We start from the raw sequence: 25,715 nt of genomic DNA on the forward strand, positions 1-25,715 counted from the left end.
GTCAAAATGTTTCCCAGTTTTCATCTTGTCCGGTCACCGCTGCGCGCGTACGTGTTGTCACGGGCGCCGGGGTTGCTTCGCTGTACGCCGACCGCGAGCTGACCGTATTTGTCGTTTTTGAAGTAAGACGGAACGCCGAGACGGCCATTTTCAGGCGGCTCGCCTGGTCCTCCAGCGCAGCGGCCGCGGCAGCGGACTCCTGCACCAGGGCGGCGTTTTGCTGCGTCACACGATCCATTTCCGATACCGCCAGGGCGACCTGGTCAATACCACGACTCTGCTCATCCGATGCAGAGGCGATTTCACCCATGATGTCCGTCACGCGCGTCACGGCATTCACGATGTCATTCATGGTTTCACCCGCACTTTCCACCAGCACCGAGCCGGTATCCACGCGTGAAACAGAGTCTTCAATCAGGGCTTTGATCTCTTTCGCCGCATTGGCGCTGCGGCTGGCGAGGTTACGCACTTCGCCGGCGACCACGGCAAACCCGCGCCCCTGCTCGCCCGCACGCGCCGCTTCAACGGCCGCGTTCAGCGCCAGGATATTGGTCTGGAAGGCGATACCGTCGATTACGCTGATGATGTCGGCGATTTTCTTCGAGCTGTCGGCAATGTCATGCATGGTTTTCACCACGCCGTCGACCACCCGACCGCCGCGCTGGGCGGTGTCGGACGCGCTTTCTGCAAGCTGCGACGCCTGGCGGGCATTGTCGGCATTCTGCTTCACGGTCGCGGTGAGCTGCTCCATGCTGGCCGCCGTCTCTTCCAGAGCGGATGCCTGCTGTTCGGTACGGGACGAGAGATCGTTGTTGCCCATCGCGATTTCACTCGTGCCGGTATAGATGGCATCCGCCCCCTCGCGCACGTTGGCGACGGTATCAATCAGCGAACGCTGCATATGGTCGACGCTGGTTGCCAGCTCGGTGATCTCATTGCGGCCAGAAACGGTCAGCGTTTTCGTGAGATCGCCCCGGCCAATATCACGGATATGGGCAATGACGCGGCCAAGCGGGTTAAGCAGGATATGACGAATGCCGTACCACACGGCCACCAGTACGATGACCAGCGCGAGGGCGAGAACCGCCATCTGCCATTTCGCGAAACGGTAGTCGTTCTGGCTTTGCGTGAACGCGGAGTGATAAAGCTCGCCGCTGGCTTTAGCGTACTCGCCGAGTGCCGCGCCGAGGGCGTTCTGCATTCCCTGGGTCGGCTGCGCGAAATAGGCGTCCATATTGCCCATCTCCAGGAACTGCACCAGCTCCGTGAGGCCGGCGAAGTAGGCCTGATATTTTTCATCTATGTTCGCGCTCGCCTGCGCCATTGCCGGCTGAGGGGCGATTTTTTTGAAGGCGTCGTAATGTTTCGCCGCGTCTGCCAGCGTGGCGCGCGCATTCTTCAGCAGTTCCGTTTTTGCGCTGCTCTGCTGGTTATTTGGGTCCATCATCATGCGGGCAGACGAGCGGCTCAGGTTGATACGCGTCTGCAACATCAGATCCCAGGTCGTGGTCAGTTCGCTTTGCTGCATACGCAAATCGTTCGAGGCCGCGAAGCTGTCCTGGTTCTGTTTTAACGACGAGAAAAAGAGGCCGCCAGAAGTAAGCTGAAGAAGTGCGAAAATGACCAGCACCATCATAAGCATTGTGACAACGCGGATACGGTTCAACATACAACACCTTCTCATAGATTTATTAACGGTGTTATCGGCACAGGCCACAGGAACTTTACATTTGCGAAAGGGAAAAGCGCGGGAGTCAGAATGCGACGTCGACAATCAGCGTGTCGGTATAGGTTCCGGCAGGCGGCGTGGCCTGGCTGGTCAGAACTTTGGCGGTGTAGTTGTAGGTACGTAAAAGCCCGTCCGTACTGACCTGCGATGAGCTGGCGCTGGCCCAGCGCTCGCTGCCGCTGCTACCCCAGCGGTTGCTGGTCGCCTCTTTGTAGATGTCGTAACTCATGAAGTTGCTGCCGCTGACCATACGACGCACGTTGTTCAGGGCATTTGCCCCATTATTAATGCCTATGGTGTAGGTGCTGCCTTTGGTGCAGGTGACGGCAACCGACTGTGAAACGGTGGGAAAATTTTGCACCAGCGGCGCGCTGTTAAAATTCACGTCCGGCGTGGTCATGGTGCTGCAATCGTTGGTGACGGTCATGTTGAGGAGGATCGAGGTGGTTGCCGTACCGGTTTGCGGGGTCAGGCACGCTCCGACCGCGCCAACGGCGCACACGTTGTAGTTAATGCTGAACGTTAACAACACCTGATACGGCCCGGCGGTGACGTTCTGCCCCATTACGGTCCGGAAATAAAGGGGAATGTTGTAGCGCCTTGAACCCAGCAGCCCGAGCAGCGTGTTTCCGCTCCAGGTATAGGCTTTGCTGATTTGTATTTCACTGTTTCCGCCGCAGCCGGACGCCCCGCACAGCCGCGCAGGGATGACATCGGTAATAGCCGCGTTGTCCGTACGCTTCATGGTCGCCCGGCTATTCGCGAAGACGGATGCCGAGGTGTAATTCAGCGTCACCGAGTCGTTAGTTAACAGGTTGAGAACGGTATCGCAGGTCACCACCAGCGTGCCCGTCGTTTCCACTTCCCCGGTGCCGCTGAGTGCGAACGAGGTGACGCTGCCAAACGAGGCATTCACCGTACTGACGGTACAGGCCGCCCAGCTGCCGCCGGAGCACAGCAGCAGGAGCGCGATTAACAGGCGTCTCACGGCGCCTCCCGACAGGTCAGCGGACCGTAGGTTTGCAGCTTATGTTCAGGGTTTGCGCCAACGGTCAGCGTTGCCGTACAGCGTTTACCCTCCGGGGTGATGACCTCGAGCGGATTCACGTCGTTGAGGTTTTCCAGCCAGGCGAGGCCGTCGTAGCCGACAACCGCGCTGCTGCGGGACGCGCGTCTGACCTGGCTTCCTACCGGGATCGCATTGCCCTGCGCATCGTGCAGGATCACGCTGGCAACCCGCTCCTGCTCCATCGGGAAATCCACCAGATAACCGTTATGCCGACGAATCGCCACCCGACGCTCGGTCTCTTTCAGCCGGGTATCCGCAGGTAAGTTCAGGGTATCAATGCGGTAACTTGCCGGGTAATAGGCGGAAACGCCGCTCACCAGCAGATAGCCTTTGTTATTGGTTTTTCCGACCGGCTGGTTTTCGTAGCTGACGGGAACATCCGGATGACCGTCGGTGCTGATCACCACAAACGCATCGTTGATTTTGTTCGCCGCAAACAGCTCACCGTCCATCAGCACGACAGAGCCCATCGCCTCGCCCCACCAGGTCATCATGCCCTTCTCACCGTAGCCGCCGCCCTGTAGCTCCACGTTGTTATTCCGCCAGCCGAGCGTGGCCTGCTGATAGTTACTCGACCGCGACTGGTTGGCCCAGGCCATGTTCCAGCTAAAGCCGCCGTCTGAAGGCATCGAGTGGTTGTAGTTAATGCGTTGAGTGCTGCCTGCGTCAGGGGTGTTTTCAAAGGTGACGGCGGCGCTGTCACGTTCGCCGAGGGGAACCTGCAACGACAGCGCAACCGTCCAGTCGCCCCGCTGCTGGTCACGGCTGGCAGCCAGATAAATACTGCTTGAGCCCCACATATTACGGCTCCAGGAGAGGTTGAGCAGCTCAGTTTTCTGGCTGTCAAAACTCTCAACGCCGATCCACGCCGCGCCGATATTGCCGTATCCGCCGAGGTTAAAGGTTAAGGAATACTGGTCGGTATTGCGGCTCAGGCTGGCAACGGGGTTATCATTTTCATCATAAACGGTGGGCTGATCGTACAGGGCGAGATTGCCAAAACCACGATCACGTCGGGTATGCTGGGTCGCTACGCTAAACTCGCTGGTGTTGTATTGATAGCCCCAGTTTATCTGGCCGCCGCTATCGCCGCGCATGCGGCTTTGGGTCCACGAGGTATTTACCACGCCAAAACGCCCGAGCTTCAGTACCGTGCCCGCGCCGCCAAGCGCCAGCGACTCCGCCCCTTCCGCATGCCCCTCCAACGTCAGCCAGTCGGTCACCCCGTAGCGGTACGATCCGCTGCCCGCCGCCGGGCCATAGTCAAAATTCTCAATACCGTAGTTACGCCGCAGGCTGCCCAGCGTCACGGCGCCGTCGCTTAACCCCTGCTTAAGCAGATCGCTGCTGACATAAAACGGCAGCGTGGTACTCACCTGACGACCCAGCGCATCAGTGGTAACCAGTACCGCATCCCCGGCACCGTTGATATACGGCAGATTGGTGAGGGTAAACGGCCCCGGCTGAAGGCGGGTGGAGCCGGAACGGTAGCCGTTAATAAAGAGATCGACCGAGGTCGGGACAGCCGCCTCGCCGGAAAACGCCGGCAGCGGCCAGGTCACCAGATCCGGACGCAGGGAGAAGTCGCGCCCGTAGCTGATCCCGCCCATGCGCACGCTGGTGCTCCAGCTCAGCGCATCGCTGATGACGTCCCCGGCGGACCAGGTGGTGGCATCCTCTTCGTTGGTGATCAGTAACGTAGAGTCATAACGCACGTACCCTTCCTGCTGTCCGCTGTTACCGGTGAAATTCTGCCGGGCGTAACCCGTCGATGAAAATGAATAATCCTCATTGAAATAGCGGAACTCGTGCCAGACCGACGCCTGGCCGCCCGTGTGTTCGGAATGGTTGGTATAAACGTCGTAATTGAGCAGCGCGCCGCGGCCATAGTGCGGTTTGCTTTGCGTGCTCTGCTCACTGAAAGGCGTGACCCGCGCCGCGACCCAGTCCCGGGGGACCGTCAGCAACAGGCGCTGGGCCGTGCTGTCGTACTCTGCGCGTACCGACGTAAGCGTCGAGAGATTCACCTCTCCGGCTGGCACATGCGCGGGCGGCAGCCCGGCGCGGAGCAAATCCGCGCCCGAAATAAACCAGGCGCCCTCACGCTGCGTCACCGGCACCACCAGACCCGTGTCATAGTGGTTCAGCACCAGGGCGAGCTGGAATACTGCTTCGCCGTTTATCGTCCGTGCATCCGGCGGCGGCGGTAAACTGTCGTCGCCGGTTTCGGCAAAGGCGCTGGTACTGACGCAAAGCAGGATCATCATCGCCGGTTTCAGTTGACGGGCGTCGATTGCCATTGCGTATCCCTGGCATTAATTTGCGCGCTCATCCGGTTCGGCTGATAAATCCCAGCCGGAAGCGGCCAGCTTCGGGTGCTGCCTGGCAGCACATAACCCAGCAGCCCCTCGGCAACCGTGCGTTTTTGCCCGCCCTGCTCAACCGCAACCTGGCTGAGCCGGACGTGCACATCCCCCTGATTACGGACCTGAAGCGCGGGTTTCCCCCCTTCCTGAACGACCCGCCAGCTCAGCTGTTGAGTATTCGCCAGCGCGTGGTGCGCCCCTTCGTTGAGGGTGGGGATCCCCTGCCCATAAACAAATAAGGGAATGGAATAGCGCATTTGCAGTTTGAGGCCCATGGACGGTTCCGCTTTGGCATCCGGCTGGGGAATTTCATCCACAATAATGCGGTAGGCCTGCTCAACCCCCGACGGGATTGTCCCCTGCTTGATCAGGCGAATAAGCTGTTTACTGCCTTTGGCGATGGTCACGATCGGCGGGCTGGCGACCACATCCTGCTGGGCGGTGTAACGCTCATATCCTCCCTCCTGCTTCCAGCGCACAATACGCACCTGCATTGTCGTGGCGCTGTTGCCCTGATTCTGGATCCACAATTCAGTTGCTCTGGCCTCTGCCGAAAGCCACGGATCGATGGGCCACAAAAGAATGGTTGCCGCTGCCTGCGCCTGGCCCGCTGCCAGAGCCGTTGCCCCCAACAGACCCACCAGGCCTGATCGCCTGAAAAATGGCTTCATCGATGTTCTCCCTTTCCTACCATGACAAGGTCACGGTGAGTTGATCTGAATATGTTCCCGGCAGGCTAAACCCCGTCAGGAGCGCGACGCCAAAAAGAGGCAGCGCGATGTTATTGCTGTTGGTATAGGTAATCGGTATGGCCTGGTTAACCCCAATTTCGCTGTTCGCCGCCAGAGAGCTGCTGCTGTAAAGCCGGTAACCAACAACTTCGGTCCCACCTGAACGCGTCATCCGTCGCACCGAGCTGTAATTCTGGCCGCCGTCAATGCTCATGCTCAGCGCCACGCCCGGCGTGCAGGCGATGGACAACGCGCCGTCGGCGACAAAGCTGGTGCTGACCGGCGTGTTGTCCACGCCGTTACGGGTTCCAAAATCCAGCGTCCCAAAGCGCCCGCCCGTACCGGTACTCACCGAGCACCCTGGTACTACCGTCGCGCTCACCCTGAAGGACTGGGAGGTCACCGCCCCGGCGTCGCAGATCATCATCAGCCCGACGAGCAGGGCCAAAAAAGGGTGCACGACGCCCTCTGCGCTTTCGCGCAGACATAAACACAATGCCTTCATGGCTGAATCAGTAGGTGACGCTGACGTTAATCGTGTCGGTATAGGTTCCCGGTACAACCGTTACGCTATTGCCGCCGCCCGTTATGCGCCCGTAGAGGGTATAGCTGTTCACCCCGCCCGCTGTGGAAGCTACGGGCAACGCGGCGTTATTAGCGATCACGTTGTTGTACCCGCTGTCGCTATAGAGGCTGTATGCCACGCCCTGTGCCGCATTGGCGGTATTCACCAGATAGCGGGCGGGTGTGCCGGGGGTGCCGACAACGGTTCCGGGTGCGGTCGCGTTGGTGTTGCCGGTGATCGCCACCGTGTAACTGGCAGTGGTACATTGAATGGTAAAGGTGTTTCCGCCGCTGGCCCCGGTTAACTGGGTTGTCAGGGTGGAGAATGTCGCAGGATGGGTCCCGAAATCGAGTGTCCCGAAGTTAATGCCGTTTTGCGTTGGCGAGCCGTTGATCAAACAACCGTTCGTCAGCGTCAGCGTCGCCCCGATAGTACCGCTACTGGTGACTGCCAGCGCCTGACCGACAGTCGCCGCCGTCAGCAGTGTACCCGCGCAGATAAAAAGAAGTGTTCTTTTCATTTACCACCCTCCAGAAGAAATAATGGTCCGCTTACCCTATTTTATTCATACTGTTCAGTATGTTAGCCCCGCTTAAACATTCCCCGGCGCGGTTACTGAGAATTTAGTTTATGGTTCACGCTTCAACCACTTTCAGCGAAGGTGAGACACCCGCCCTCCAATTAACAGACTATTAACAAACATTACAAAGAGTTAGCAAAATAAAACGGGCATTATATTTGCTTAATTTGAGGATATATCGCCTGTAACGTGATCCGCGTCACAATATATCGTCATCATAAAAACAACGAATTTCATAAAAATTAAAAACAAGTTGTAACTCACGCAGCTTTACTTCAATTTATGCCCCGAATATTTTCCTGCGCTTAAATAAAAATTTTGTATGCATTGACGCAGGAAACTCTTTTAGCGCATAGAGGATCTTTTTGTGGCAAGTGCAAACAAACTCACGCTCTTCATCGTGATTTTCATGCTGGCGGGCATTCTTTCAGGTGCGGCAATCCATGAGTATGCTTCGCCCGACGCGATACAGGCCTGGTCGGAGAACATCACCCTGCTGACCGATATTTTCCTGCGGCTGATTAAGATGGTGATTGCCCCGCTGGTGTTCAGCACCCTGACGGTGGGCATTATGAAGCTGGGTGAAACGTCGACGATTGGGCGCGTCGGGGGTAAAGCGATGGTGTGGTTTATCAGCTCATCCGTACTTTCCATTCTGGTGGGGCTGTTTATTGTTACCCTTGAACAACCCGGCAGCGGTCTGAACCTGAGCATTCCGACAGAGACGGTTGATACCGGCCTGGCCGTTAGCGGGATGTCGCTGAAAGCCTTCCTGTCACACACTATTCCAACCAGCATTGCCGGCGCGATGGCGAACAATGAGATCCTGCAAATTGTGGTCTTCTCGATGTTCTTCGGCATTGGCGGCGCGTCATTAGGTCAAAAATTCAACGCCCCGCTGGTGGCGGCGCTGGATGTGGTCTCCCACATTATGCTGAAAGTGACGGGCTACGTGATGTACGTTGCGCCGCTGGCCATTTTTGCCGCGATTTCGTCCGTGATTGCCACTCAGGGTCTGGGCATTTTGCTGAACTATGCCTCGTTCATTGGCGGTTACTATGTGGCGATCCTTCTGACCTGTCTGGTATTGCTGGCGGTAGGTTACATGGTACTGAAAAAAGAGATTTTCCGTCTGGTGGCGATGCTGAAAGATCCGGTGCTGGTCGCGTTTACCACCAGCAGCTCAGAAGCGGCATACCCGAAAACGCTGGAGCAGTTAGCGCGCTTCGGCTGTTCACGTAATATCGCCTCTTTCGTCCTGCCGATCGGCTACTCGTTTAACCTGGTCGGCTCCATGGTGTACTGCTCGTTCGCCTCGATGTTTATCGCCCAGGCATACAACATTCACCTGAGTTTCACCGAGGTGACGGTGCTAATGTTAACGTTGATGCTGGCCTCGAAAGGGATTGCGGGCGTACCGCGCTCGTCGCTGGTGGTGCTGGCGGCAACTATTCCGAGCTTTAACATTCCGGTGGCCGGGATCCTGCTGCTGATGGGGATTGACCATTTCCTGGATATGGGACGATCGGCCATTAACGTGCTGGGGAACGGGATTGCGACGGCGATGCTGTCGCAGAATGAAGGGGCGCGGGAAGCGGAATCAGCGCTGGTGGAGCAGGAGGCGTAAGGTTACAAAAGAGCCGGGTGGCGGCTTCGCCTTACCCGGCCTACGAATGGCTCGAACACGTAGGCCGGGTAAGCGTCAGCGCCACCCGGCTTTATTTTATGCCACGTGATTCGCCGCAATATCCAGCAGCGCCATCTCTTCGCTGTTCAGCAGCTTCTCAATATTCACCAGAATCAGCATACGCTCGCCGAGCGCACCCAGCCCCGTCAGGTATTCCGTCGACAGCGTGACCGCAAACTCCGGCGCAGGACGGATTTGATCGGCGGTCAGCGACAGCACATCAGACACGCCATCCACCACGATCCCCACCACGCGCTGCCCCAGATTCAGGACGATCACCACCGTGTTATCGTTGTACTCCACATCGCCCTGGCTAAACTTCACGCGCAGGTCCACGATAGGCACAATCACACCGCGCAGGTTGGTCACACCCTTGATAAACGCTGGCGTGTTCGCAATGCGCGTTACCTGGTCGTAACCGCGAATTTCCTGCACTTTCAGGATGTCGATACCGTACTCTTCATCCCCTAAAGTGAAAACCAGGAATTCCTGTCCAGATGGCTCGCCCGCCAGTTTCGTTACGTTACTCATACCGGTCATGTTATTACCTTTTACTTAATCAGGCGGCTGTGTTCGCCACACGTTGTTCACGATTTAATCCCTGAAGTGCCGATACATCGACGATCAGCGCGACGCTACCATCACCCAGGATGGTGGCAGCAGAGATCCCCGGCACTTTGCGGTAGTTACTTTCCAGGTTCTTAACCACCACCTGATGCTGACCAATCAGCTGATCGACCAGCAGCGCGTAGCGGCGTCCGGCGCTTTGCAGGATCACAACGATACCCTGCGTGGCCTCGGTTTTTGCCCCGTCCACTTCAAACACTTTCCACAGTTCCACCAGCGGCAGGTACTCGCCGCGCACTTCGAGCACGCGCTCGCCGCCCGCCAGCGGATGCAGATCTTCTTCACGCGGCTGGAGGGACTCCATCACCGCGTTCAGCGGCAGAATAAAGACTTCGTCCGCCACTTTAACGGACATGCCGTCAAGAATGGCCAGTGTCAGCGGCAACAGGATACGAATCGTGGTGCCCGCGCCCTGCTTAGACTGGATCTCAACGTGACCGCCCATCTCCTGAATGTTACGTTTCACCACGTCCATGCCCACGCCGCGGCCGGAAACGTCGGTGACCTGCTCTGCGGTTGAGAAGCCCGGGGCAAAAATCAACATGCCCACTTCTTCGTCGGTCATGTTTTCGTTAACCGCCATTCCCTGCGAAATCGCCTTCGCCAGAATGCGCTCGCGGTTCAGGCCGGCGCCATCATCGGTCACTTCGATGCAGATGTTGCCGCCCTGATGTTCCGCTGACAGGATCAGGTTGCCCACGGGCGATTTTCCAGCTGCTACGCGGTTTTCCGGCAGCTCGATGCCGTGGTCGAGGCTGTTACGCACCAGGTGCGTTAACGGATCGATAATGCGTTCAATCAGGCTCTTGTCCAGCTCGGTGGAGCTGCCCATCAGCGTGAGTTCGATCTGTTTGTTGAGCTTGCCGGCCAGGTCGCGCACCAGGCGCGGGAAGCGGCTGAAGACATATTCCATCGGCATCATGCGGATGGACATCACCGATTCCTGCAAATCGCGGGCGTTACGTTGTAACTGGCCCATGCTGGTGATGAGATCGCCATGGGTCACCGGGTCCAGCTCGTTGGAGCGCTGGGCCAGCATCGACTGGGTGATGACCAGTTCACCCACCAGGTTGATCAGCTGATCCACTTTCTCCACCGCCACGCGAATGCTCGTGGACTCGCTGGAACGCGCCGCCGGTTTTTCACCGCGGGCCGGGGCAGCCGTCTCTTTTGGCACGGCTTTTAGGGCCGGGGCAGCGGCAACTACCGCAGGGGTATTCTCTGCCGGAGCTGGCGCTTCAACGGCCGCCGCCTCGGTTTCAAACGCAATCTGATCCGCTTCAATGACGAAGCAGAGCACCGCCACGATGTCATCCTGGCCGATCCCGCCGTCGAGCGTCGCGGCCAGGCTGTCTTTGCCCTTCACCACGTTGCTGAGCGTCGCCAGGTTCCCCAGCTCCTCTTCCAGCAGGTTGACCTCGTTCTCTTTCAGACGTGACAGTACCACGCGCAGTTTTCCTGCGGGCGCGTCAGGCGCCGTATCGGGTTCGGCCACGGCGTCAACAACGCTCAGTTTTGCCGCAGGGACAGCGGGCGCAGACGCCTCACCTTTGGCTTCCAGCGCTAACTGACGCAGCGCGTTGCAGATGTATTCAAAGCTGGCGGCATCAGGCTCTGCCGAACTTTTATAGGCGTCGAGCTGTTCCTGCATAATATCTTTCGTTTCCAAAAACAGGTTGATAATGTCGGTATTGAGCTGCATCTCACCGCGTCGTGCTTCATCCAGCAGGTTTTCCATTAAATGGGTGGTTTCCTGCAAAATGGTAAATCCAAACGTTCCGGCTCCGCCTTTAATGGAATGCGCCGCACGGAAGATGGCATTGAGCTGTTCTGAGTCCGGTGCCTCGGGCACCAGATCCAGCAAATGTTGCTCCATATCGGCCAACAATTCGTCGGCTTCATCAAAAAATGTCTGGTAAAAATCGGTAATATCCATGCTCACGCTATCACCTCGGATTGGCTGGTGGCGATGTTGGAACGGCAGCCGAAGGGACGGCCCCAGGCTGTTTTAAATCGTCCAGTGACTCATTCTGACTTTCGGCGTTTTCATGCAGGATGGCCTGCTCCGCCTGCTGGTTCAGCACTAAAAGACTGATACGACGGTTGATGGCGTCATCCGGTCCGCGGTCGGTCAGGCGCATGGTTGCAGCCATGCCGACCACGCGCAGGACCTTGCCATCATCAAGCCCACCCGCCACCAGCTCGCGACGCGAGGCGTTGGCGCGATCGGCAGAAAGCTCCCAGTTGCTGTAGCCCTTCTCTCCCGTGGCGTACGGGAAATCATCCGTGTGTCCGGACAGGCTAATGCGGTTAGGAATACCGTTCAGCACCGGTGCAATCGCACGCAGAATATCGCGCATGTAAGGCTCCACGTCGGCGCTGCCGGTTTTGAACATCGGCCGGTTCTGGCTGTCGATGATCTGAATACGCAGCCCTTCCTGCACCAGGTCAATTTTCAGATGCGGACGCAGCGCGCGCAGCTTAGGGTCTGCTTCAATCAGCTGATCCAGGTCACCGCGCAGTTTTTTCAGACGCGCCTGCTCCATCCTTTTTTTCAGCTCGTCGATGTTAGGCTGTTTTTTCACTTCACCCTGCTGCTGAGTGTAATCGTCACCGCCGCCGGGGATCGGGCTGTCGCTGTTAGAAATGCGCGGCCCGCCGGTAACCGCCGTCGCCAGCGGCGTTCTGAAATATTCCGCAATCTGAATAAGCTCTTTCGGGCTGGAGATGGAGATTAGCCACATCACCAGAAAGAAGGCCATCATGGCGGTCATAAAGTCGGCGTACGCGATCTTCCAGGAGCCGTGAGAACCGTGCCCGTGCCCCTTATGCTTGCGCTTTTTTACGATGACGATCGGATGGGACTGGTTTTTCATGCGTCCTCAGTTGTCGTCTGTTGGTTAGGGTTTTTCACCGCGCGCACGTGCTCTTCCAGTTCGATAAACGACGGACGTTCGCTGGAGTAGAGCGTCTTACGACCAAATTCGACGGCAATCGGTGGCGCATAGCCGTTGAGGTTTGAGAGCAGCGTAATTTTCACGCACTGCATCATTTTGGTGGTTTCGGCGCTCTTCTGGCGCAGCACGCTCGCCAGCGGGGAGATAAAGCCGTAGGCCAGTAAAATACCGAGGAACGTCCCCACCATCGCGTGGGCAATCAGCGCCCCCAGTTCAGCCGCCGGGCGATCCGCCGAGGCCAGGGCATGAACAACGCCCATGACCGCCGCCACGATGCCGAACGCCGGAAGCGAGTCGCCCACCAGCGCCAGGCTGTTGGCCGGTACTTCGGATTCGCTCTCGTGGGTTTCGATCTCTTCGTCCATCAGGGCTTCAATTTCGAAGGTGTTCATGTTGCCGCTGATGATCAGTCGCAGGTAATCGACGATAAAATCGAGCATCATCGCGTCGGCCAGAATACGCGGGTAGCTGGCGAAAATTTCGCTCTCTTTCGGGTTTTCGATGTCCCGCTCCAGCGAGAACATCCCCTGCTGACGTGACTTCGCCATCAGGCGATAGAGCAGCGCCAGCAGATCCATATACATGCTTTTGGTGTATTTCGAGCGACGAAACAGCAGCGGAATCGCCTTCAGCGTGCCCTTGATCGATTTGCCGTTGTTACCAACGATAAAAGCCCCTACCCCTGCACCGCCGATGATGACAAGTTCAGCCGGTTGATAGAGTGCTCCAAGGTGCCCGCCGGTCATCATGTAACCGCCGAAAACTGTACCGAGAACTACCAGGTAACCTAATAAGATAAGCACGACATCATCCTTCCGCTAGTGACTATGGCAGGACGTTCATTTCGAGCGCATGACCTGAACGCAGGGTAAAAAAAAGCAGCGGTAATCGCTTACCGCTGCTGGAATCTTGCCCACAGGTTCGGGTTAAACAGCGTGTTCGATCTGTTCATCCAGCAGTTGTGGAATAATATCGGCAGCATCCCGGGAAAGTTTACGTCTTTTTACGGCTCGGGATGGAGGCTGGCACAAACTACAGGCGAAGCTGCCCGCAGGCTGGTGCGCGTGGGTAATGAAATTGCCGTCACAGCAGTTGCAGCGGGACAATTCAAGCATTCCGCTTTCAACAAAACGCACCAGCGTCCAGGCGCGGGTCAGCGCCAGCAGGGGTCCCTCTTCCTGCTGCGGGCATTGCTCAAGGTAAAGTTTGTAGGCTTTGATCACGGCATCAACGCCGCTGCATAAGCCCGTTTTAAGCAGGTACTGCCAGGCGTTACAGAACATGGAAGCATGGATGTTCTGCTCCCAGGTCATGAACCAGTCAGTCGAAAACGGCAGCATACCTTTTGGCGGCGGGCTACCACGCAATTCTTTGTACAGCTTGATCAGACGACCACGGCTCAGCTGCGTCTCGCTTTCCAGCATTTGTAAACGCGCACCGAGCGTGATGAGTTCCATCGCCAGCTGGATATCACGGGCTTCCTGAACAATGCTTTTTTCGCTCATTGTTAAGCCCTTTTCTTCCGGGCTACGTCATCAGGCTGGCTGATTTCGTTGAGCAGGCGGGTGGAGAGAAGAATACCGGTGTGGATCTGTTGCAGATCGTCCACGCGGGATTCCTGAGTCAGACGCGTAATGGTCTGCGGGTTATCAAAACGGAACTGGCAGACAAGTTGATTGGTTTCAGCCAGCTTGACCATTTGCGGGAGGGTTAATCCACCCAGCATGGTTGCCATCTCTTCGTTAACACCCAGACGAAACATCGCTGACGGTTTGTCCTGACTAATCAAACGCTGCGCGAGCAATAAATACGACAAATTGATGTCATAAATATGTTTTAGCAACTCGGATGTATGCATTTTTCCCATCCCGAATAACCAACTATTATTTTTATGCGGAAAGACCGCACCCCGTGATGTCGCCGGGAAATCACCCGGTATAAAAAGAAAAGGCCAAATGCATAGTTGAATTTAGGTTTGTACGTCGTAAAGCGCGTGACCGGTTAACATGGCCAAAATGTCGGTTACACATTTTATCTTTTCTTACAAATAACTAAGATTTTTCCTAATTCGACGCAAACTCTACTCGTCAGTTTTGACACATACAATGCAGCCCCCCTGGAATTTAAAAAAAATGTGATCTACGTCACATAATTTACGCGAATGTAACCCATAAATCCATCAGCGCGACTTGTAATTTGACTATTTATTGAGCAAGTGAAGCTTATTTATATTCTTATGGAACGAATACTCATGCAGAGGGATGAGGGGATCGGGTATGAAAATTGCTACGTCGAAGAAGCACTGCCCTTTCGCGTTACAACGGGCGCGAACGCCAGAGAAGAGGCGGAGTTAATTAAGTAAAAACAGCAGCTTAAGTTTTCTTTTCGAGAAACAAGTTTCCATCGGTAACCATCACGCTTGCGTTGACGATCGGTTAACGCGATTTAACAGCACGGAAGGCTAAATGTGTGATTTACGTTAAGTTGTTAATTACTTTCATTTAGCGTCCCCATTTCGTTATTCTTCTTATAAGAATAATTAATGAATAATTATGATAAGCTTCACACTATTGTCGCATGTGCCTCTTGCAGAAGCGGCAGATTCGCGGTAAAGCTTGAGAAAGGTGTCATTCTGACATAAAAGGAGTGTGTGATGAGTTACTCCCATCTTCTTGTTTCTGTTGCGGTTTCCCCCGAAAGTCATCAACTCGTCGCCCGTGCCGTTTCCATTGCCCGCCCGAATAATGCCCGCATAAGTCTGATTACCCTGGCTGCTGAACCCGAAATGTATAATCAACTGGCAGCGCCAATGCTGGAAGATATTCGTGAGGTTCTTCAGGAGGAAACGCAGCAATTTCTGCGCGAGCTGGTTGAGCGGGCAAAATATCCTGTCCACCAGACGGTGATTGCCACCGGCGAGTTAAGTGGACATATTCTCGACATTTGTCAGAAACAGAATGTTGACCTGGTCATTTGCGGAAATCATAACCAGAGCTTTTTTTCCCGGGCGGCATGCTCGGCAAAATCCATCGTTTCGTCAAGCCAGGTGGATGTCCTGCTGGTGCCTCTCGGGGGCAATTAATGCCCCCGGAGAAAATCAGGCGAGTTTAGGGAAGGTCGCGATCTTTTTTTGCAGATCACCTTCCTGAGTTTGCGGCTGGATCGCGCGCAAATCGTCAATAAAACGCGCCTGCCAGCGGTTGATATCATTCTTAACGATGGTCTCCATCATTTCTGAATGACGTGAAATACGTTCCGCAAGCGGCATGGTTAACGCGCGGTTCAGGGCATTTGCCACGTCATCGCGATCGTAAGGGTTCACAATCAGCGCCGAGGTTAACTCGTTTGCCGCACCGGCAAATTGGGACAGCACCAGCACGCCCGGGTCAGCAGGATCTTGTGCTGCTACATACTCTTTTGCCACCAGATTCATCCCGTCGCGCAGCGGGGTGACCAGCCCGACGTCCGCATAGCGGAACACTTTCATCAGGATTTTGCGCTCAAAGTGCTGATTCAGATAGAAAAGTGGAGTCCAGCCGAGCTGACCATAGCGCCCGTTGATGCGCCCTGCTTCGGTCTCCAGCTGGTGACGAATATCCTGGTAAGCCTGAACCTCACCGCGCGAGGTCGGCGCTATCTGGGTATAGCGGATCTTGCCGTGATGCTGCGGGAATTTATCCAGCAGGGTTTCATAAGCGAGGAATCGCTCCGGCAACCCTTTGGAATAATCCAGTCGTTCAACCGAAAAGATATTCTTAACGTGCTTGAGTTCGTCCTTGAGCTGGGCAAGCTTCGGCGGCAGCGGACCAGAGGCCTGCTCGGCGATTTCGTCTGGCTCAATACCAATCGGGTAGACTTCGGTATGGAAATTTCGTCCCCACGCGGTGTGAGATTTGCCGCCGTGAGTGACCAGCCGGGTTTTACCCGACACGCTGTCGAGGAACGCCAGCCTGTCATTTTCCGTCTGGAAACCGAGCAGGTCGTAATCAGACAATGCTTCAAGAATTTCATCATGCTGCGGTAGCGCCGTAAAGATCTCCGGGGTCGGGAACGGAATATGCAGGAAGAAGCCGATCCGGTTCTTCACACCCCGTTTACGCAGCTCCCTGGCGAAGGGCAGCAGATGGTAATCGTGGATCCATAAAATATCGTCTTCTTCGATTAGCGGCAGCAGTTTATCTGCCAGCAGCGCGTTAACGCGCATGTAGCCTTCATAGGATTCACGCTGGAATTTCACCAGATCCAGACGATAGTGAAACGCTGGCCACAGCACGGCGTTTGAGAACTCGGAATAATATTCATCGTAGTCCTTCTCGCTAAGGGCGAAGGAGGCCCACGTGATATTGCCCCGTGACACCTTTTTTAGCGGTTTCTCATCATTACTGATTTCCCCGCTCCAGCCAAACCAGAGACCACCCGCGGCTTTGAGGGCACCTAATACCCCGACCGCCAGGCCACCGGCACTGGCTTTTTTATCATCCGGCGGTGCGATGCGATTAGAGACGACGACTAAGCGACCCATAATGATTTCTCCCGTTGTTTTGCGCTATTTGTTGTTGTTGCTGGTTAGCGACGTCAGATATCCACTGCCAGACGCTGGCGACATTTTCCAGCCGCCATCCGGCAATGGTTTCACCAGATCCAACCTTGACAGACATGCCCTGGGCCTGGTTTACCACCCTGAACCCGGCCTCGTCGGTCAGGTCATCCCCAAAAAAGACTGGCGTACGCCCTTTGAACGGCGCTTCCGCCATAAACGCTGCAATGGCAGCGCCTTTATTAATTCCTGCCGGTTTAATCTCGACCACACATTTACCCGGCTGTAACGCCAGCTCCGGATGGGCTTCCGCCACGCTTCTTGCCACCGCAAAGATCGCCGCCTCATGATGGGGCGCCTGACGGTAGTGCAGCGCAAAGGCCATGCCTTTGGCTTCCAGTTCCGTACCGGGAAGCATTTCCAGAGCCGAAGAGAGTTGCGTATGCAGCGCCTGAATCAGCGTGTCGGGGAGTGAAACTATATGCAGTTGATCATGGATATCGCGGCGCTCCGCTCCGTGCACACCGGCCAGCGGAAAGTGATAAGGACTGGCGAGCACGTCCAGCTCGGCCATTGAGCGCCCTGAAATCAATGCCAGTGCCCCCTCGTTCTGTCGGGAGAGCTGCTGCAAATTCTCTAACACCGTGTCCGGTACAACGACGTCATCCGGATGCGGTTCAATCCCGGCGAGCGTCCCGTCGAGGTCAAAAAAGAAAGCAAATTTTCCGGGCAGTACAGGCGGTGCGGTTAACAAGTCAGCCACCCTAATCCTCCTTACAGTGAACAAAACAGCCATGTAAGTATAGACAGTGTGACGGTGCTCGCCATTTGGCAACCGGCCCGTCAGCAAAACTGGCGGGCCGGTCAGGGGGTCAACTATGGTTAATAGTTGAGCATATTGATGGCTAAAAATAAATCAGACGGTACGCTTCGCTTTTTGCTTGTAACGGTCGAAGATCACCGCTGCCAGCAGGATCAGGCCGCGTACGACGTACTGAGAGAACGGAGAAATATTAAGCAGGTTCATGGCGTTCTCCACGGTCCCCAGAATCAGGATCCCCGCCACCACATATGAGATTTTTCCGATGCCGCCCTTGAGGGAAACGCCCCCTAAAACGCAGGCTGAGATGACGATCAGCTCATAACCAATGGAGGTCATTGGCTGGCCGCTGGTCATACGCGACGCCAGAATAATCCCCGCCGCCGCCGATACCAGCCCGGAAAGCACGAAGATAATGATCTTGGTCCGTACGACCGGGACACCCGCCAGACGCGCCGCCTCTTCATTGCCGCCAATCGCCAGCGTGTTACGGCCAAACGTGGTGCGGTTAAGCAGGAAACCGAACAGGATCAAACAGCCTACCGTCAGCCAGATTGGCGCAGGCAGACCCAGCCAGTTGGCATAGCCCAGCGTGAAGAAGCGCTCGTCTTCAATCCCCACGGCTTTCCCGTCGGAGATGATATAGGCCAGACCGCGCACGATTTGCATGGTCGCCAGCGTCGTAATCAGGGCGTTAATCTTCAGGCGCGCAATGACAAACCCGTTCACCAGGCCGCTCAGCACGCCGAGCAGCAGCCCGGCCAGCACGCCGATCCACAGGCTTTCGGTCATGTTGATCACCACGGCAGTGGTGACGCCTGCACAGGCAATCACCGAGGCAACCGACAGGTCAAAATCGCCGGAGGCCAGGCAGAATAGCATTCCGCAGGCCACCATGCCGGACATGGAGATAGCCAGCCCCAGCCCCTTCATATTGATGAACGTGGCGAAATTCGGCACAAAAATCGCGCAGGCGACGAACAGGGCAGCAAAGACCACCAGCATGCCGTACTGGTCCCAGATGCGGCCAAAACTGAAAGCCGACTTCGGCGCTCCGGATGTAGTAACAGAGGACATCATTGACTCCTTACTCAGGCGACAGCCTGGCTAACTTTAGGCATGGCGAGACTCAACGCCTGTTGTTCATTCGCCTGTTCATGCAGCAATTCACCGGCAATTTCACCTTCACGCATCACAACAATGCGGTCGGCGACGCCCAGCACCTCAGGCAGATCGCTGGAGGCGAACAGGACCGCCACACCGCGTTTTGCCAGTTCATAGATGACGTTATAGATTTCGTGTTTCGCCCCCACGTCGATACCGCGCGTTGGCTCATCCAGCAAAATGACCTTCATATCTTCCGACAGCCAGCGCCCCAGAATGGCTTTTTGCTGATTGCCGCCGGACAGGTTCATGATCAGCTGTTCAGCCCCGGGGGTTTTGATGTTCAGCGAACGGATATGGTGATCCGCGTTGCTCGCCTCCCAGCCGTCGTTAATCAGACATCCCGCACGGATGAACTTGCGCCGGGCAGAGATGTTGATGTTGTCGCGCACCGAGTGCACCGGAATAATGCCCTCGGCCTTTCGATCCTCCGGGCAGAGCATAATCCCCGCGTTAATCGCCTGCGCAGGCTTCTGAATATCGACCTTTTTACCGTCGACGAAAACCTGGCCCTGGGTTATTCGGGTGCCGCCAAACAGCCCTTTCATCAGCTCGCTGCGCCCTGCCCCCACAAGGCCAAACAGCCCGACGATTTCGCCGCTGCGCACCGAGAGTGAAATGGGCGTGCGCACGCCCGGAGCTTTGACGTTATCCAGACGCAGACGCTCAGGGCCATACTCGCGCGGTTTCCAGTGGTAAATATCCCCGAGATCGCGTCCGACCATCGCCTGCACCAGTTGGTCATGATTGACCTGCTGCATATCGGTGAAGGTGCGCACGTAGCGGCCATCTTTAAACACGGTTATGGCATCGCTTAAGGCAAAAATCTCTTCCATACGGTGAGAAACGTACAGAATGATGCGGCCCTCTTTGCGCAGCTCGCGGATCACGCGAAAGAGATTTTCTATTTCACGCGCCGAGAGCGAGCTGGTTGGCTCGTCAAAAGCGATAATTTTGGCGTTACGCGCCAGCGCTTTGGCAATTTCCACCATCTGCCACTGGCCGATGGAGAGATACTTAAGGGGCGTTTGCGGATCGACATCAAGCCCAAGGTGCTTGAGCTGCAAGCCCGCTTCATAGTTGAGCAGCGAGCGGTTGACCACGCCGCTTTTATGCGGAAGCTGGCCCAGATAGATGTTCTCCGCCACGGTCATTTCAGGAATGAGATGCAGCTCCTGATAGATGATGGCGACGCCCGCATTTAACGCTGCCGTGGTGTCGGCAAAGGCCACCTCGTCGCCGCGAATAGCCAGCGTGCCGGTGGTGGGCGTGTAGTTGCCGCTGAGAATTTTTAGCAGCGTGGATTTTCCCGCGCCATTCTCCCCCATCAGGGCGTGAACCTGGCCGGCATAGCAGTCGAAGCTGATATCGGTCAGCGCGTTTACACCGGGGAACGTTTTACCGATGCCGCGGAAAGAGAGATACGGATCAGACTGTTGCATAACGACTCCGTGATTCCTGTAGTGTGTACGTCTGGCCCCTCACGGTGAGTGAGGGGCGCAATCACAGCGTATTACTTACCGCCCAGTCCTTTTTTCGCCAGCTCCTCTTTGAAGTTATCGCGGGTGATCAGCACCACATCGGTCACTTCGGTGAATTTCGGCGGCTCAACCCCTTTAGTCACCCAGTTGTAGAGCATTTCGCTGGATTTATAACCGTGGACATCCGGGCTTGGCAGCAGAGAGCCATAGAAGCCGGTCGCCTGCGCTTTAGACAGTTCGCTAACGGCGTCAACGCCGTTGATGCCGATCCCGATCACGTCCGGTGCTTTAAAGCCCTGGCCTTCCGTTGCACGCACGCCGCCCAGTACGGTGTTGTCGTTCATCCCCACCACCAGCCAGTGCTTCACTTCCGGATGCTGGACGAGCATGGAGTTCGCCGCATCAAAGGCACCCGGAATATCGTTGGATTTGGTCGGAACTTTGTAGATCTGTTTTTCCGGGAAGCCAGCCGCTTTCAGGGCGTCCATGGACCCGGTGGTACGACGACGGGCGGTGTCCAGCTCGTCAGCGGTAATGGCCATCACGGCGGTCTCTTTGACATCCCAGCCGCGTTTTAGCATCTCTTTGTAGAGCTCCTGGCCCTGACGCTCACCGATTTTAGTGGCCGCCATCATTACCAGCGGAACGGTATCCATCGGTTTACCTTTGGCGTTCACGAACTGATCGTCCACCGCAATCACTTTCATGTCGTAACCGCGCGCTTTCGCGGCAATCGCTGACCCCAGTTTTGGATCCGGCGTACAGATAACGAAACCTTTCGCGCCGCTGGCCGCCAGGCTATCAATGGCGTTCAGCGTTTTCTCACCGTCAGGTACGGCGATTTTAATTACCTCAAATCCCAAATCTTTTCCGGCTTTATCAGCAAATTTCCATTCGGTCTGGAACCACGGCTCTTCCGGCTGTTTAACCAGAAAACCGAGCTTTAAATTTTCAGCGATAGCGGATTGTGACATAACGGCAGCCAGGCCGATGGCCGCCAGCGCTTTAGTAAATTTGTGCATGGTAAACTCCAGCTTTAGCATTCTTATCTGTAGGGAATAATGGCGAACAACTTATTTAATCGGACTTAAAACAAGGCATTAGCGCTTACCTCGTCATAAGCGTTATTGCTGGAGATAGTTTTAGCGGGAAATTAATCATCCATAAGAGAGCGACATCACACCGCAGAATTACAGTAATTGCGTACATAAATTCAGCGAAAAATGACATAAAAAAGGACGTAATTGTCCTACAAATGGAAAGGAGTTAAGCAGGATTATCCATAAGGTCAGCTAAGAAATCCCTGTAACCCGGACGCCTTAGCGCCCGGCAGAAAAAATTACCAGCGGTAATAGATGTGTTCAGCATGATCGCGCACGGGGGCGTCGTCACCCAACAGACGAGCAGAGAGCGCCAGCGCAAAGTCAAAAGCGTGCCCCAGCCCCTTGCCGCTGATGAGGTTATTATCTACCACGACCGGCGCATCCACATATACTCCATCATCAACGCTCTGCCAGAGGTCGCCGGAACAGACGTAGCGGCGCCCCTTCAGTAGCCCGTTACCGCCCAGCACCCGCGCGGCCGCAGAGCAGATCGGGCAGATGAGTTTGCCCTGCTCGTCATGGGCGGAAACAAAGCGGATCACCTCTTGGTTAGCCGCAAGATTGACGCTCCCCTGCGGCCCACCGGGCAACACGACCGCGTCATACAGCGTATTAATGCGCTCCGTTAACGTACTGTCAGCCACCATGGGGATATTGTGGTAACTCACTACCGCACGGGACGCCGCACAGGCCAGCGTCTCCACCTCAATCTGTAAACGCCGCAGAATATCAATCGTGATAATCGCTTCTGCTTCTTCAAAACCGGGTGCCAGCAGCACCGCAACGTTAGCCATCATAAACCTCAACGAATTAAACGATGTAAAACAGTGTTTCATTTTCACTCTTTATCAGATCACAATCTTGCGACGCGATCACAGAACCGTATATTGAGTGAAAATTGATTTAGCTCAAATTTGATACGACAGGATATATTTGCAGATATTATTTCTGATTTAACACTTTTACAGAATTTCCCGCCAAAGAACGTTTCCTGAAACGATAAAAATGAGCGTTATTAATTTCACACCCATTAAAATCAACATGTTATATTAAATCCAATCTCTTAACCCTCTTTCTATTTTGGGCTATATTTAAATTTGTAATGTATGGTAAACACAGCCCAATTAAGAGTTTTCTTAAGTCAAAGAGAAGCGTATGCTTATTTTAATCGAACACAGGAAGTGAATTTTCGAGTTTTTTACCTTGCAGAAATCTATTTCTGCCATTCAATTCAATACCTGCCGGGTCAGGTTAAGTAGCGGACATCAAGTCCCACAGTCAATAAGGATATGAGAATGACTACCCAAACGATGATGCAAAAACTGAATGCCCAGATGAACCTGGAGTTTTATGCTTCAAATCTGCATCTGCATTTGAGCGCGTGGTGTTCCAGAAAAAGCCTCAACGGCACTGCCACCTTCTTTCGTACTCAGGCGCAAAGTAACGTCACGCACATGATGCGCGTCTTTAATTTTTTGAAAGCTGTCGGGGCAAACCCTACCGTCAAAGAGCTTGAAACGATTGAAGATAATTACACTTCTCTGGAAGAACTGTTTCAGAAAACGCTCGAAGAGTATGAGCAACGCTGTGCGAAGCTGAGCAAACTGGCTGATGAAGCCAAAGCGCAACGGGACATCATTACCCTCAAGTTTTTACGTGATATGGACAGAGAGCAGCAGCAGGATGGCATGCTGCTGAAGACGCTCGCAGATGAAATCCGCAACGCGAAACGCGCGGGGATTTGTCTGGAGCAGACGGACCGCCATCTTCTCGACATTGCTACCGTGCAACACCACTAAGTCCTTCACCCGCTCCCGTCAGGGCTGAGAGTTCCCCACAAAATAATGCCTGCACAGACGGCCCCCTCTCCCTTGAGGGAGAGGGCTGGGGTGAGGGGGAACATACGGCTCTGGTGGTCATTCCGTTCACTTTATGTTCCTTGCTACTCTGTCACGGCATAACCGGTGAACGTGCCAGGGTGGCTCAGTCGCCACCACCCTGGCGACCCGGGCTTCCGGCGGAAACCGCCGCTTCGCGGTACCTTCGGCTTATTCCTTCCGGCTTATCGGGGACGGGCGGAGGTAACATCCCTGTAAAGCCCGCCCTCTCGGCGCATCCCTGCGCCTCGCCCCGGCCTACAGGAAACGCCTCAGCGATTTACAGCCGGACCGAGGCATCGCTGAAAGCCTTCAGTTATTCTGAAGGCAACGTTATCGCTTTTGCTTTCAAATTACTGGGGATCCCTCAGCCCGTCAGGGAGTGGGTACCAACTCCCTGCTTTTGCTGACATTTAACAAATCAGATCTTGCTCCCAATGAATAACCATACATCGTGTAATGATTTGTTTAATTACATTCATTAACGAGGGAGCATCATGATCACCATTGAGTTTATTGTCATTATCCTCTGCCTGCTGATAGGCACCCGCTTCGGCGGGATGGGCCTGGGGCTGATAAGCGGCATCGGCCTGTTTGTTTTGAGTTTTGTCTTTGGTCTGCAACCCGGTAAACCGCCGGTTGACGTGATGCTCACGATCCTCGCCGTCATCGGCTGTGCGGCCACGCTACAGACCGCCGGTGGCCTGAATGTAATGATGCAGTTTGCAGAGCGCCTGCTGCGTAAACATCCCCAGCACATCACCCTTCTCGCACCGTTTACCACCTGGATGTTGACCTTCCTGTGCGGGACCGGGCACGTCGTCTACACCATGTTTCCCATTATCGCGGATATCGCCCTGAAAAAAGGCATACGCCCGGAACGGCCGATGGCGGTGGCCTCGGTGGCATCTCAGATGGCGATCACCGCCTCCCCCGTTTCCGTGGCCGTCGTTTCGCTGGTCTCGATTCTTGGTGCGCAGCACGGTATCGGCCACGCGTGGGGGATCCTCGAAATTCTTGCGGTCTCCGTACCGGCCTCACTGTCTGGCGTCGCCATTGCGGCACTGTGGAGCTTGCGTCGCGGGAAAAACCTCGCAGACGATCCTGAATTTCAGGAAAAGCTGAAAGATCCGAAACAGCGGGAGTTTATCTATGGAGGAACGGAGACGTTGATGGATCAACGTTTCCCGAAACAGGCCTACTGGTCCACGTGGATCTTCTTCGCCGGAATTGCCGTAGTGGTCCTGCTGGGTGCGCTGCCCGAGCTGCGTCCGGCGTTTGAGATCAAAGGGAAAATGACGGCCCTGTCGATGAACCTTGTCATTCAAATGATGATGCTGATCGCCGGGGCCATCATGCTGATGACCTGCAAGGTGAATGCGTCGGCCATTTCAAACGGGGCGGTATTTAAGGCGGGGATGGTCGCGATTTTCTCGGTGTTTGGCGTGGCGTGGATGAGCGATACCTTTTTTCAGGCGCATCTCGACGAGCTGAAAATGGCGCTGGAGGGGGTGGTGAAAAGTCATCCCTGGACGTATGCCATCGTGCTGTTCCTGGTATCAAAACTGGTCAACAGCCAGGCTGCGGCCTTGACCGCGGTCGCCCCGATGGGGTTGATGCTGGGCATCGATCCGAAAATGCTGGTGGCCTTCTTCCCGGCATCCTACGGCTACTTTGTGCTGCCCACCTATCCGAGCGATCTGGCCTGTATCGGGTTCGATCGCTCCGGCACCACCCGCATCGGTAAATTCATCATCAACCACAGCTTTATTCTGCCGGGGCTGATTGGCGTCAGCTGTGCCTGCGTGGTGAGCTATCTGCTGGTGCAGACGTTCTTCTGATCCTTCTGCGGGCGACAGGCTCTGTCGCCCTTCGACGTAAAAGCAGAAAAGAGTTTCTAATTTTAAAACATCGGTTTATTTTAGTGAGACTCGCCCTGCGGTGTGAAGCGGAGTTCAATCAGCGCAATCGCTTTCTGGATCGCGCGGAGCGTAACCGGGTCCGCCGCAGCAGGATGGTTGGTGAAATCGATGTTTTTCAGTTGGGTCGACATCTTTTCGCGCACTTCTACCGGCGCGATAACGTCAATTACATCAAGGATTTGTTTGATAACCAGCTGGCAGGCGACGACGTCAGATACCAGTTCCTGATCGGCGCTCAGGTTTTGTGACATGGGGTTCTCCTTATTCAAAGGCCGCCATAGTAGCAAAACAGACGCCCTTCCATCTCCCTCTCGTCGTCCGCAGACATAAAAAAACCTGCCGAAGCAGGTTTTTTTATCAGAACATCGCACCCGGTGGGACGTCTTTAAACGTTGTGCAGTAGTTTGCCCACATGCTTTTCAGGATTTTGCGCAGTTTCATTATGTTGCTCCAGTAATGTGTTATGCAGGTGTTATTGTCAATACGCTTATAATATGACC

At 55.3% G+C, this 25,715-nt stretch carries 24 protein-coding genes; 4 read left to right on the top strand and 20 right to left on the bottom strand.

The window, feature by feature from the left end:
* Position 1 precedes the first annotated feature (1 nt).
* The 6 genes from tar to ACQG0T_RS13605 form a co-directional block, all read right to left on the bottom strand.
* A complete protein-coding gene (gene tar, locus ACQG0T_RS13580) occupies positions 2-1,669 on the bottom strand; it encodes a methyl-accepting chemotaxis protein II (protein WP_023303904.1) in 1,668 nt (555 codons plus the stop codon).
* A gap of 85 nt (positions 1,670-1,754) precedes the next feature.
* Positions 1,755-2,717 (bottom strand): Csu type fimbrial protein, encoded by a 963-nt coding sequence (locus ACQG0T_RS13585; RefSeq protein WP_017384412.1) that lies wholly within the window; start codon positions 2,715-2,717, stop codon positions 1,755-1,757.
* A complete protein-coding gene (locus ACQG0T_RS13590) occupies positions 2,714-5,098 on the bottom strand; it encodes a fimbria/pilus outer membrane usher protein (RefSeq protein WP_045616316.1) in 2,385 nt (794 codons plus the stop codon). Before ACQG0T_RS13590 ends, ACQG0T_RS13585 begins: the two co-directional genes overlap by 4 nt.
* Entirely contained in the window at positions 5,074-5,835 is a 762-nt protein-coding gene (locus ACQG0T_RS13595; protein WP_015570266.1) for a fimbrial biogenesis chaperone, read from the bottom strand. The genes ACQG0T_RS13590 and ACQG0T_RS13595 overlap by 25 nt, the downstream gene beginning before the upstream one ends.
* A 16-nt stretch (positions 5,836-5,851) precedes the next feature.
* Complete coding sequence (locus ACQG0T_RS13600; protein WP_017384414.1) at positions 5,852-6,400, bottom strand: Csu type fimbrial protein; 549 nt, start codon at positions 6,398-6,400, stop codon at positions 5,852-5,854.
* 7 nt (positions 6,401-6,407) lie between these two features.
* Positions 6,408-6,980, bottom strand: a complete 573-nt coding sequence (locus ACQG0T_RS13605) for a Csu type fimbrial protein (protein WP_015570264.1) — start codon at positions 6,978-6,980, stop codon at positions 6,408-6,410.
* A 427-nt stretch (positions 6,981-7,407) separates the two neighbouring features.
* Between ACQG0T_RS13605 and ACQG0T_RS13610 the strand changes: the two genes are divergently transcribed.
* Positions 7,408-8,667 (top strand): dicarboxylate/amino acid:cation symporter, encoded by a 1,260-nt coding sequence (locus ACQG0T_RS13610; RefSeq protein ID WP_017384415.1) that lies wholly within the window; start codon positions 7,408-7,410, stop codon positions 8,665-8,667.
* A gap of 96 nt (positions 8,668-8,763) precedes the next feature.
* Here ACQG0T_RS13610 and cheW read toward each other — a convergent pair whose 3' ends face one another.
* The 6 genes from cheW to flhD form a co-directional block, all read right to left on the bottom strand.
* On the bottom strand, positions 8,764-9,267 hold the full coding sequence (cheW, locus tag ACQG0T_RS13615; RefSeq protein ID WP_003859699.1) for a chemotaxis protein CheW: 504 nt from the start codon (positions 9,265-9,267) through the stop codon (positions 8,764-8,766).
* Positions 9,268-9,286: 19 nt separating this feature from the next.
* Positions 9,287-11,296 (bottom strand): chemotaxis protein CheA, encoded by a 2,010-nt coding sequence (gene cheA, locus ACQG0T_RS13620; protein WP_017384416.1) that lies wholly within the window; start codon positions 11,294-11,296, stop codon positions 9,287-9,289.
* A 4-nt stretch (positions 11,297-11,300) separates the two neighbouring features.
* The gene (gene motB, locus ACQG0T_RS13625) at positions 11,301-12,230 is read right to left on the bottom strand and encodes a flagellar motor protein MotB (RefSeq protein WP_003859697.1); all 930 of its coding nucleotides are present in this window, start codon (positions 12,228-12,230) and stop codon (positions 11,301-11,303) included.
* Complete coding sequence (gene motA / locus ACQG0T_RS13630; protein WP_003859696.1) at positions 12,227-13,114, bottom strand: flagellar motor stator protein MotA; 888 nt, start codon at positions 13,112-13,114, stop codon at positions 12,227-12,229. Before motA ends, motB begins: the two co-directional genes overlap by 4 nt.
* 123 nt (positions 13,115-13,237) lie before the next feature.
* Entirely contained in the window at positions 13,238-13,816 is a 579-nt protein-coding gene (gene flhC / locus ACQG0T_RS13635; RefSeq protein WP_003859695.1) for a flagellar transcriptional regulator FlhC, read from the bottom strand.
* A 2-nt stretch (positions 13,817-13,818) separates the two neighbouring features.
* Positions 13,819-14,169, bottom strand: coding sequence for a flagellar transcriptional regulator FlhD (gene flhD, locus ACQG0T_RS13640; RefSeq protein ID WP_003859693.1), 351 nt, complete (start codon positions 14,167-14,169; stop codon positions 13,819-13,821).
* Between the two features lie 795 nt (positions 14,170-14,964).
* On the opposite strand from flhD, the gene uspC reads away from it, so the two are divergent.
* Positions 14,965-15,393, top strand: coding sequence for a universal stress protein UspC (uspC, locus tag ACQG0T_RS13645; RefSeq protein WP_017384418.1), 429 nt, complete (start codon positions 14,965-14,967; stop codon positions 15,391-15,393).
* Positions 15,394-15,408: 15 nt separating this feature from the next.
* Here the strand turns inward: uspC and otsA are convergent, their stop codons facing one another.
* The 6 genes from otsA to ACQG0T_RS13675 form a co-directional block, all read right to left on the bottom strand.
* Complete coding sequence (gene otsA, locus ACQG0T_RS13650) at positions 15,409-16,833, bottom strand: alpha,alpha-trehalose-phosphate synthase (protein WP_015570257.1); 1,425 nt, start codon at positions 16,831-16,833, stop codon at positions 15,409-15,411.
* Positions 16,808-17,611: a trehalose-phosphatase gene (otsB, locus tag ACQG0T_RS13655; protein WP_023303910.1), complete on the bottom strand. Its 804-nt coding sequence runs from the start codon at positions 17,609-17,611 to the stop codon at positions 16,808-16,810. Before otsB ends, otsA begins: the two co-directional genes overlap by 26 nt.
* Positions 17,612-17,764: 153 nt before the next feature.
* Entirely contained in the window at positions 17,765-18,745 is a 981-nt protein-coding gene (araH, locus tag ACQG0T_RS13660; protein WP_003859689.1) for an arabinose ABC transporter permease AraH, read from the bottom strand.
* Positions 18,746-18,759: 14 nt separating this feature from the next.
* Positions 18,760-20,274, bottom strand: coding sequence for an L-arabinose ABC transporter ATP-binding protein AraG (gene araG / locus ACQG0T_RS13665; protein ID WP_023303911.1), 1,515 nt, complete (start codon positions 20,272-20,274; stop codon positions 18,760-18,762).
* A gap of 71 nt (positions 20,275-20,345) precedes the next feature.
* A complete protein-coding gene (araF, locus tag ACQG0T_RS13670; protein ID WP_047727144.1) occupies positions 20,346-21,335 on the bottom strand; it encodes an arabinose ABC transporter substrate-binding protein AraF in 990 nt (329 codons plus the stop codon).
* A gap of 317 nt (positions 21,336-21,652) precedes the next feature.
* The gene (locus tag ACQG0T_RS13675; protein ID WP_017384423.1) at positions 21,653-22,210 is read right to left on the bottom strand and encodes a DJ-1/PfpI family protein; all 558 of its coding nucleotides are present in this window, start codon (positions 22,208-22,210) and stop codon (positions 21,653-21,655) included.
* A 501-nt stretch (positions 22,211-22,711) separates the two neighbouring features.
* Between ACQG0T_RS13675 and ACQG0T_RS13680 the strand changes: the two genes are divergently transcribed.
* Together ACQG0T_RS13680 and ACQG0T_RS13685 are read left to right on the top strand one after the other, a co-directional pair.
* Complete coding sequence (locus tag ACQG0T_RS13680; protein WP_017384424.1) at positions 22,712-23,215, top strand: non-heme ferritin-like protein; 504 nt, start codon at positions 22,712-22,714, stop codon at positions 23,213-23,215.
* Between the two features lie 575 nt (positions 23,216-23,790).
* Positions 23,791-25,134 (top strand): anaerobic C4-dicarboxylate transporter, encoded by a 1,344-nt coding sequence (locus ACQG0T_RS13685; RefSeq protein WP_017693227.1) that lies wholly within the window; start codon positions 23,791-23,793, stop codon positions 25,132-25,134.
* An 80-nt stretch (positions 25,135-25,214) separates the two neighbouring features.
* Here the strand turns inward: ACQG0T_RS13685 and ACQG0T_RS13690 are convergent, their stop codons facing one another.
* Both ACQG0T_RS13690 and azuC read right to left on the bottom strand, forming a co-directional pair.
* Positions 25,215-25,466 (bottom strand): DUF2766 family protein, encoded by a 252-nt coding sequence (locus ACQG0T_RS13690; protein WP_003859683.1) that lies wholly within the window; start codon positions 25,464-25,466, stop codon positions 25,215-25,217.
* 106 nt (positions 25,467-25,572) lie between these two features.
* On the bottom strand, positions 25,573-25,656 hold the full coding sequence (gene azuC, locus ACQG0T_RS13695) for a stress response protein AzuC (RefSeq protein ID WP_003859682.1): 84 nt from the start codon (positions 25,654-25,656) through the stop codon (positions 25,573-25,575).
* Between the last annotated feature and the right edge of the window lie 59 nt (positions 25,657-25,715).

The organism is Enterobacter cloacae complex sp. 302F9, assembly GCF_050030335.1.
GTDB lineage: Bacteria > Pseudomonadota > Gammaproteobacteria > Enterobacterales > Enterobacteriaceae > Enterobacter > Enterobacter hormaechei_C.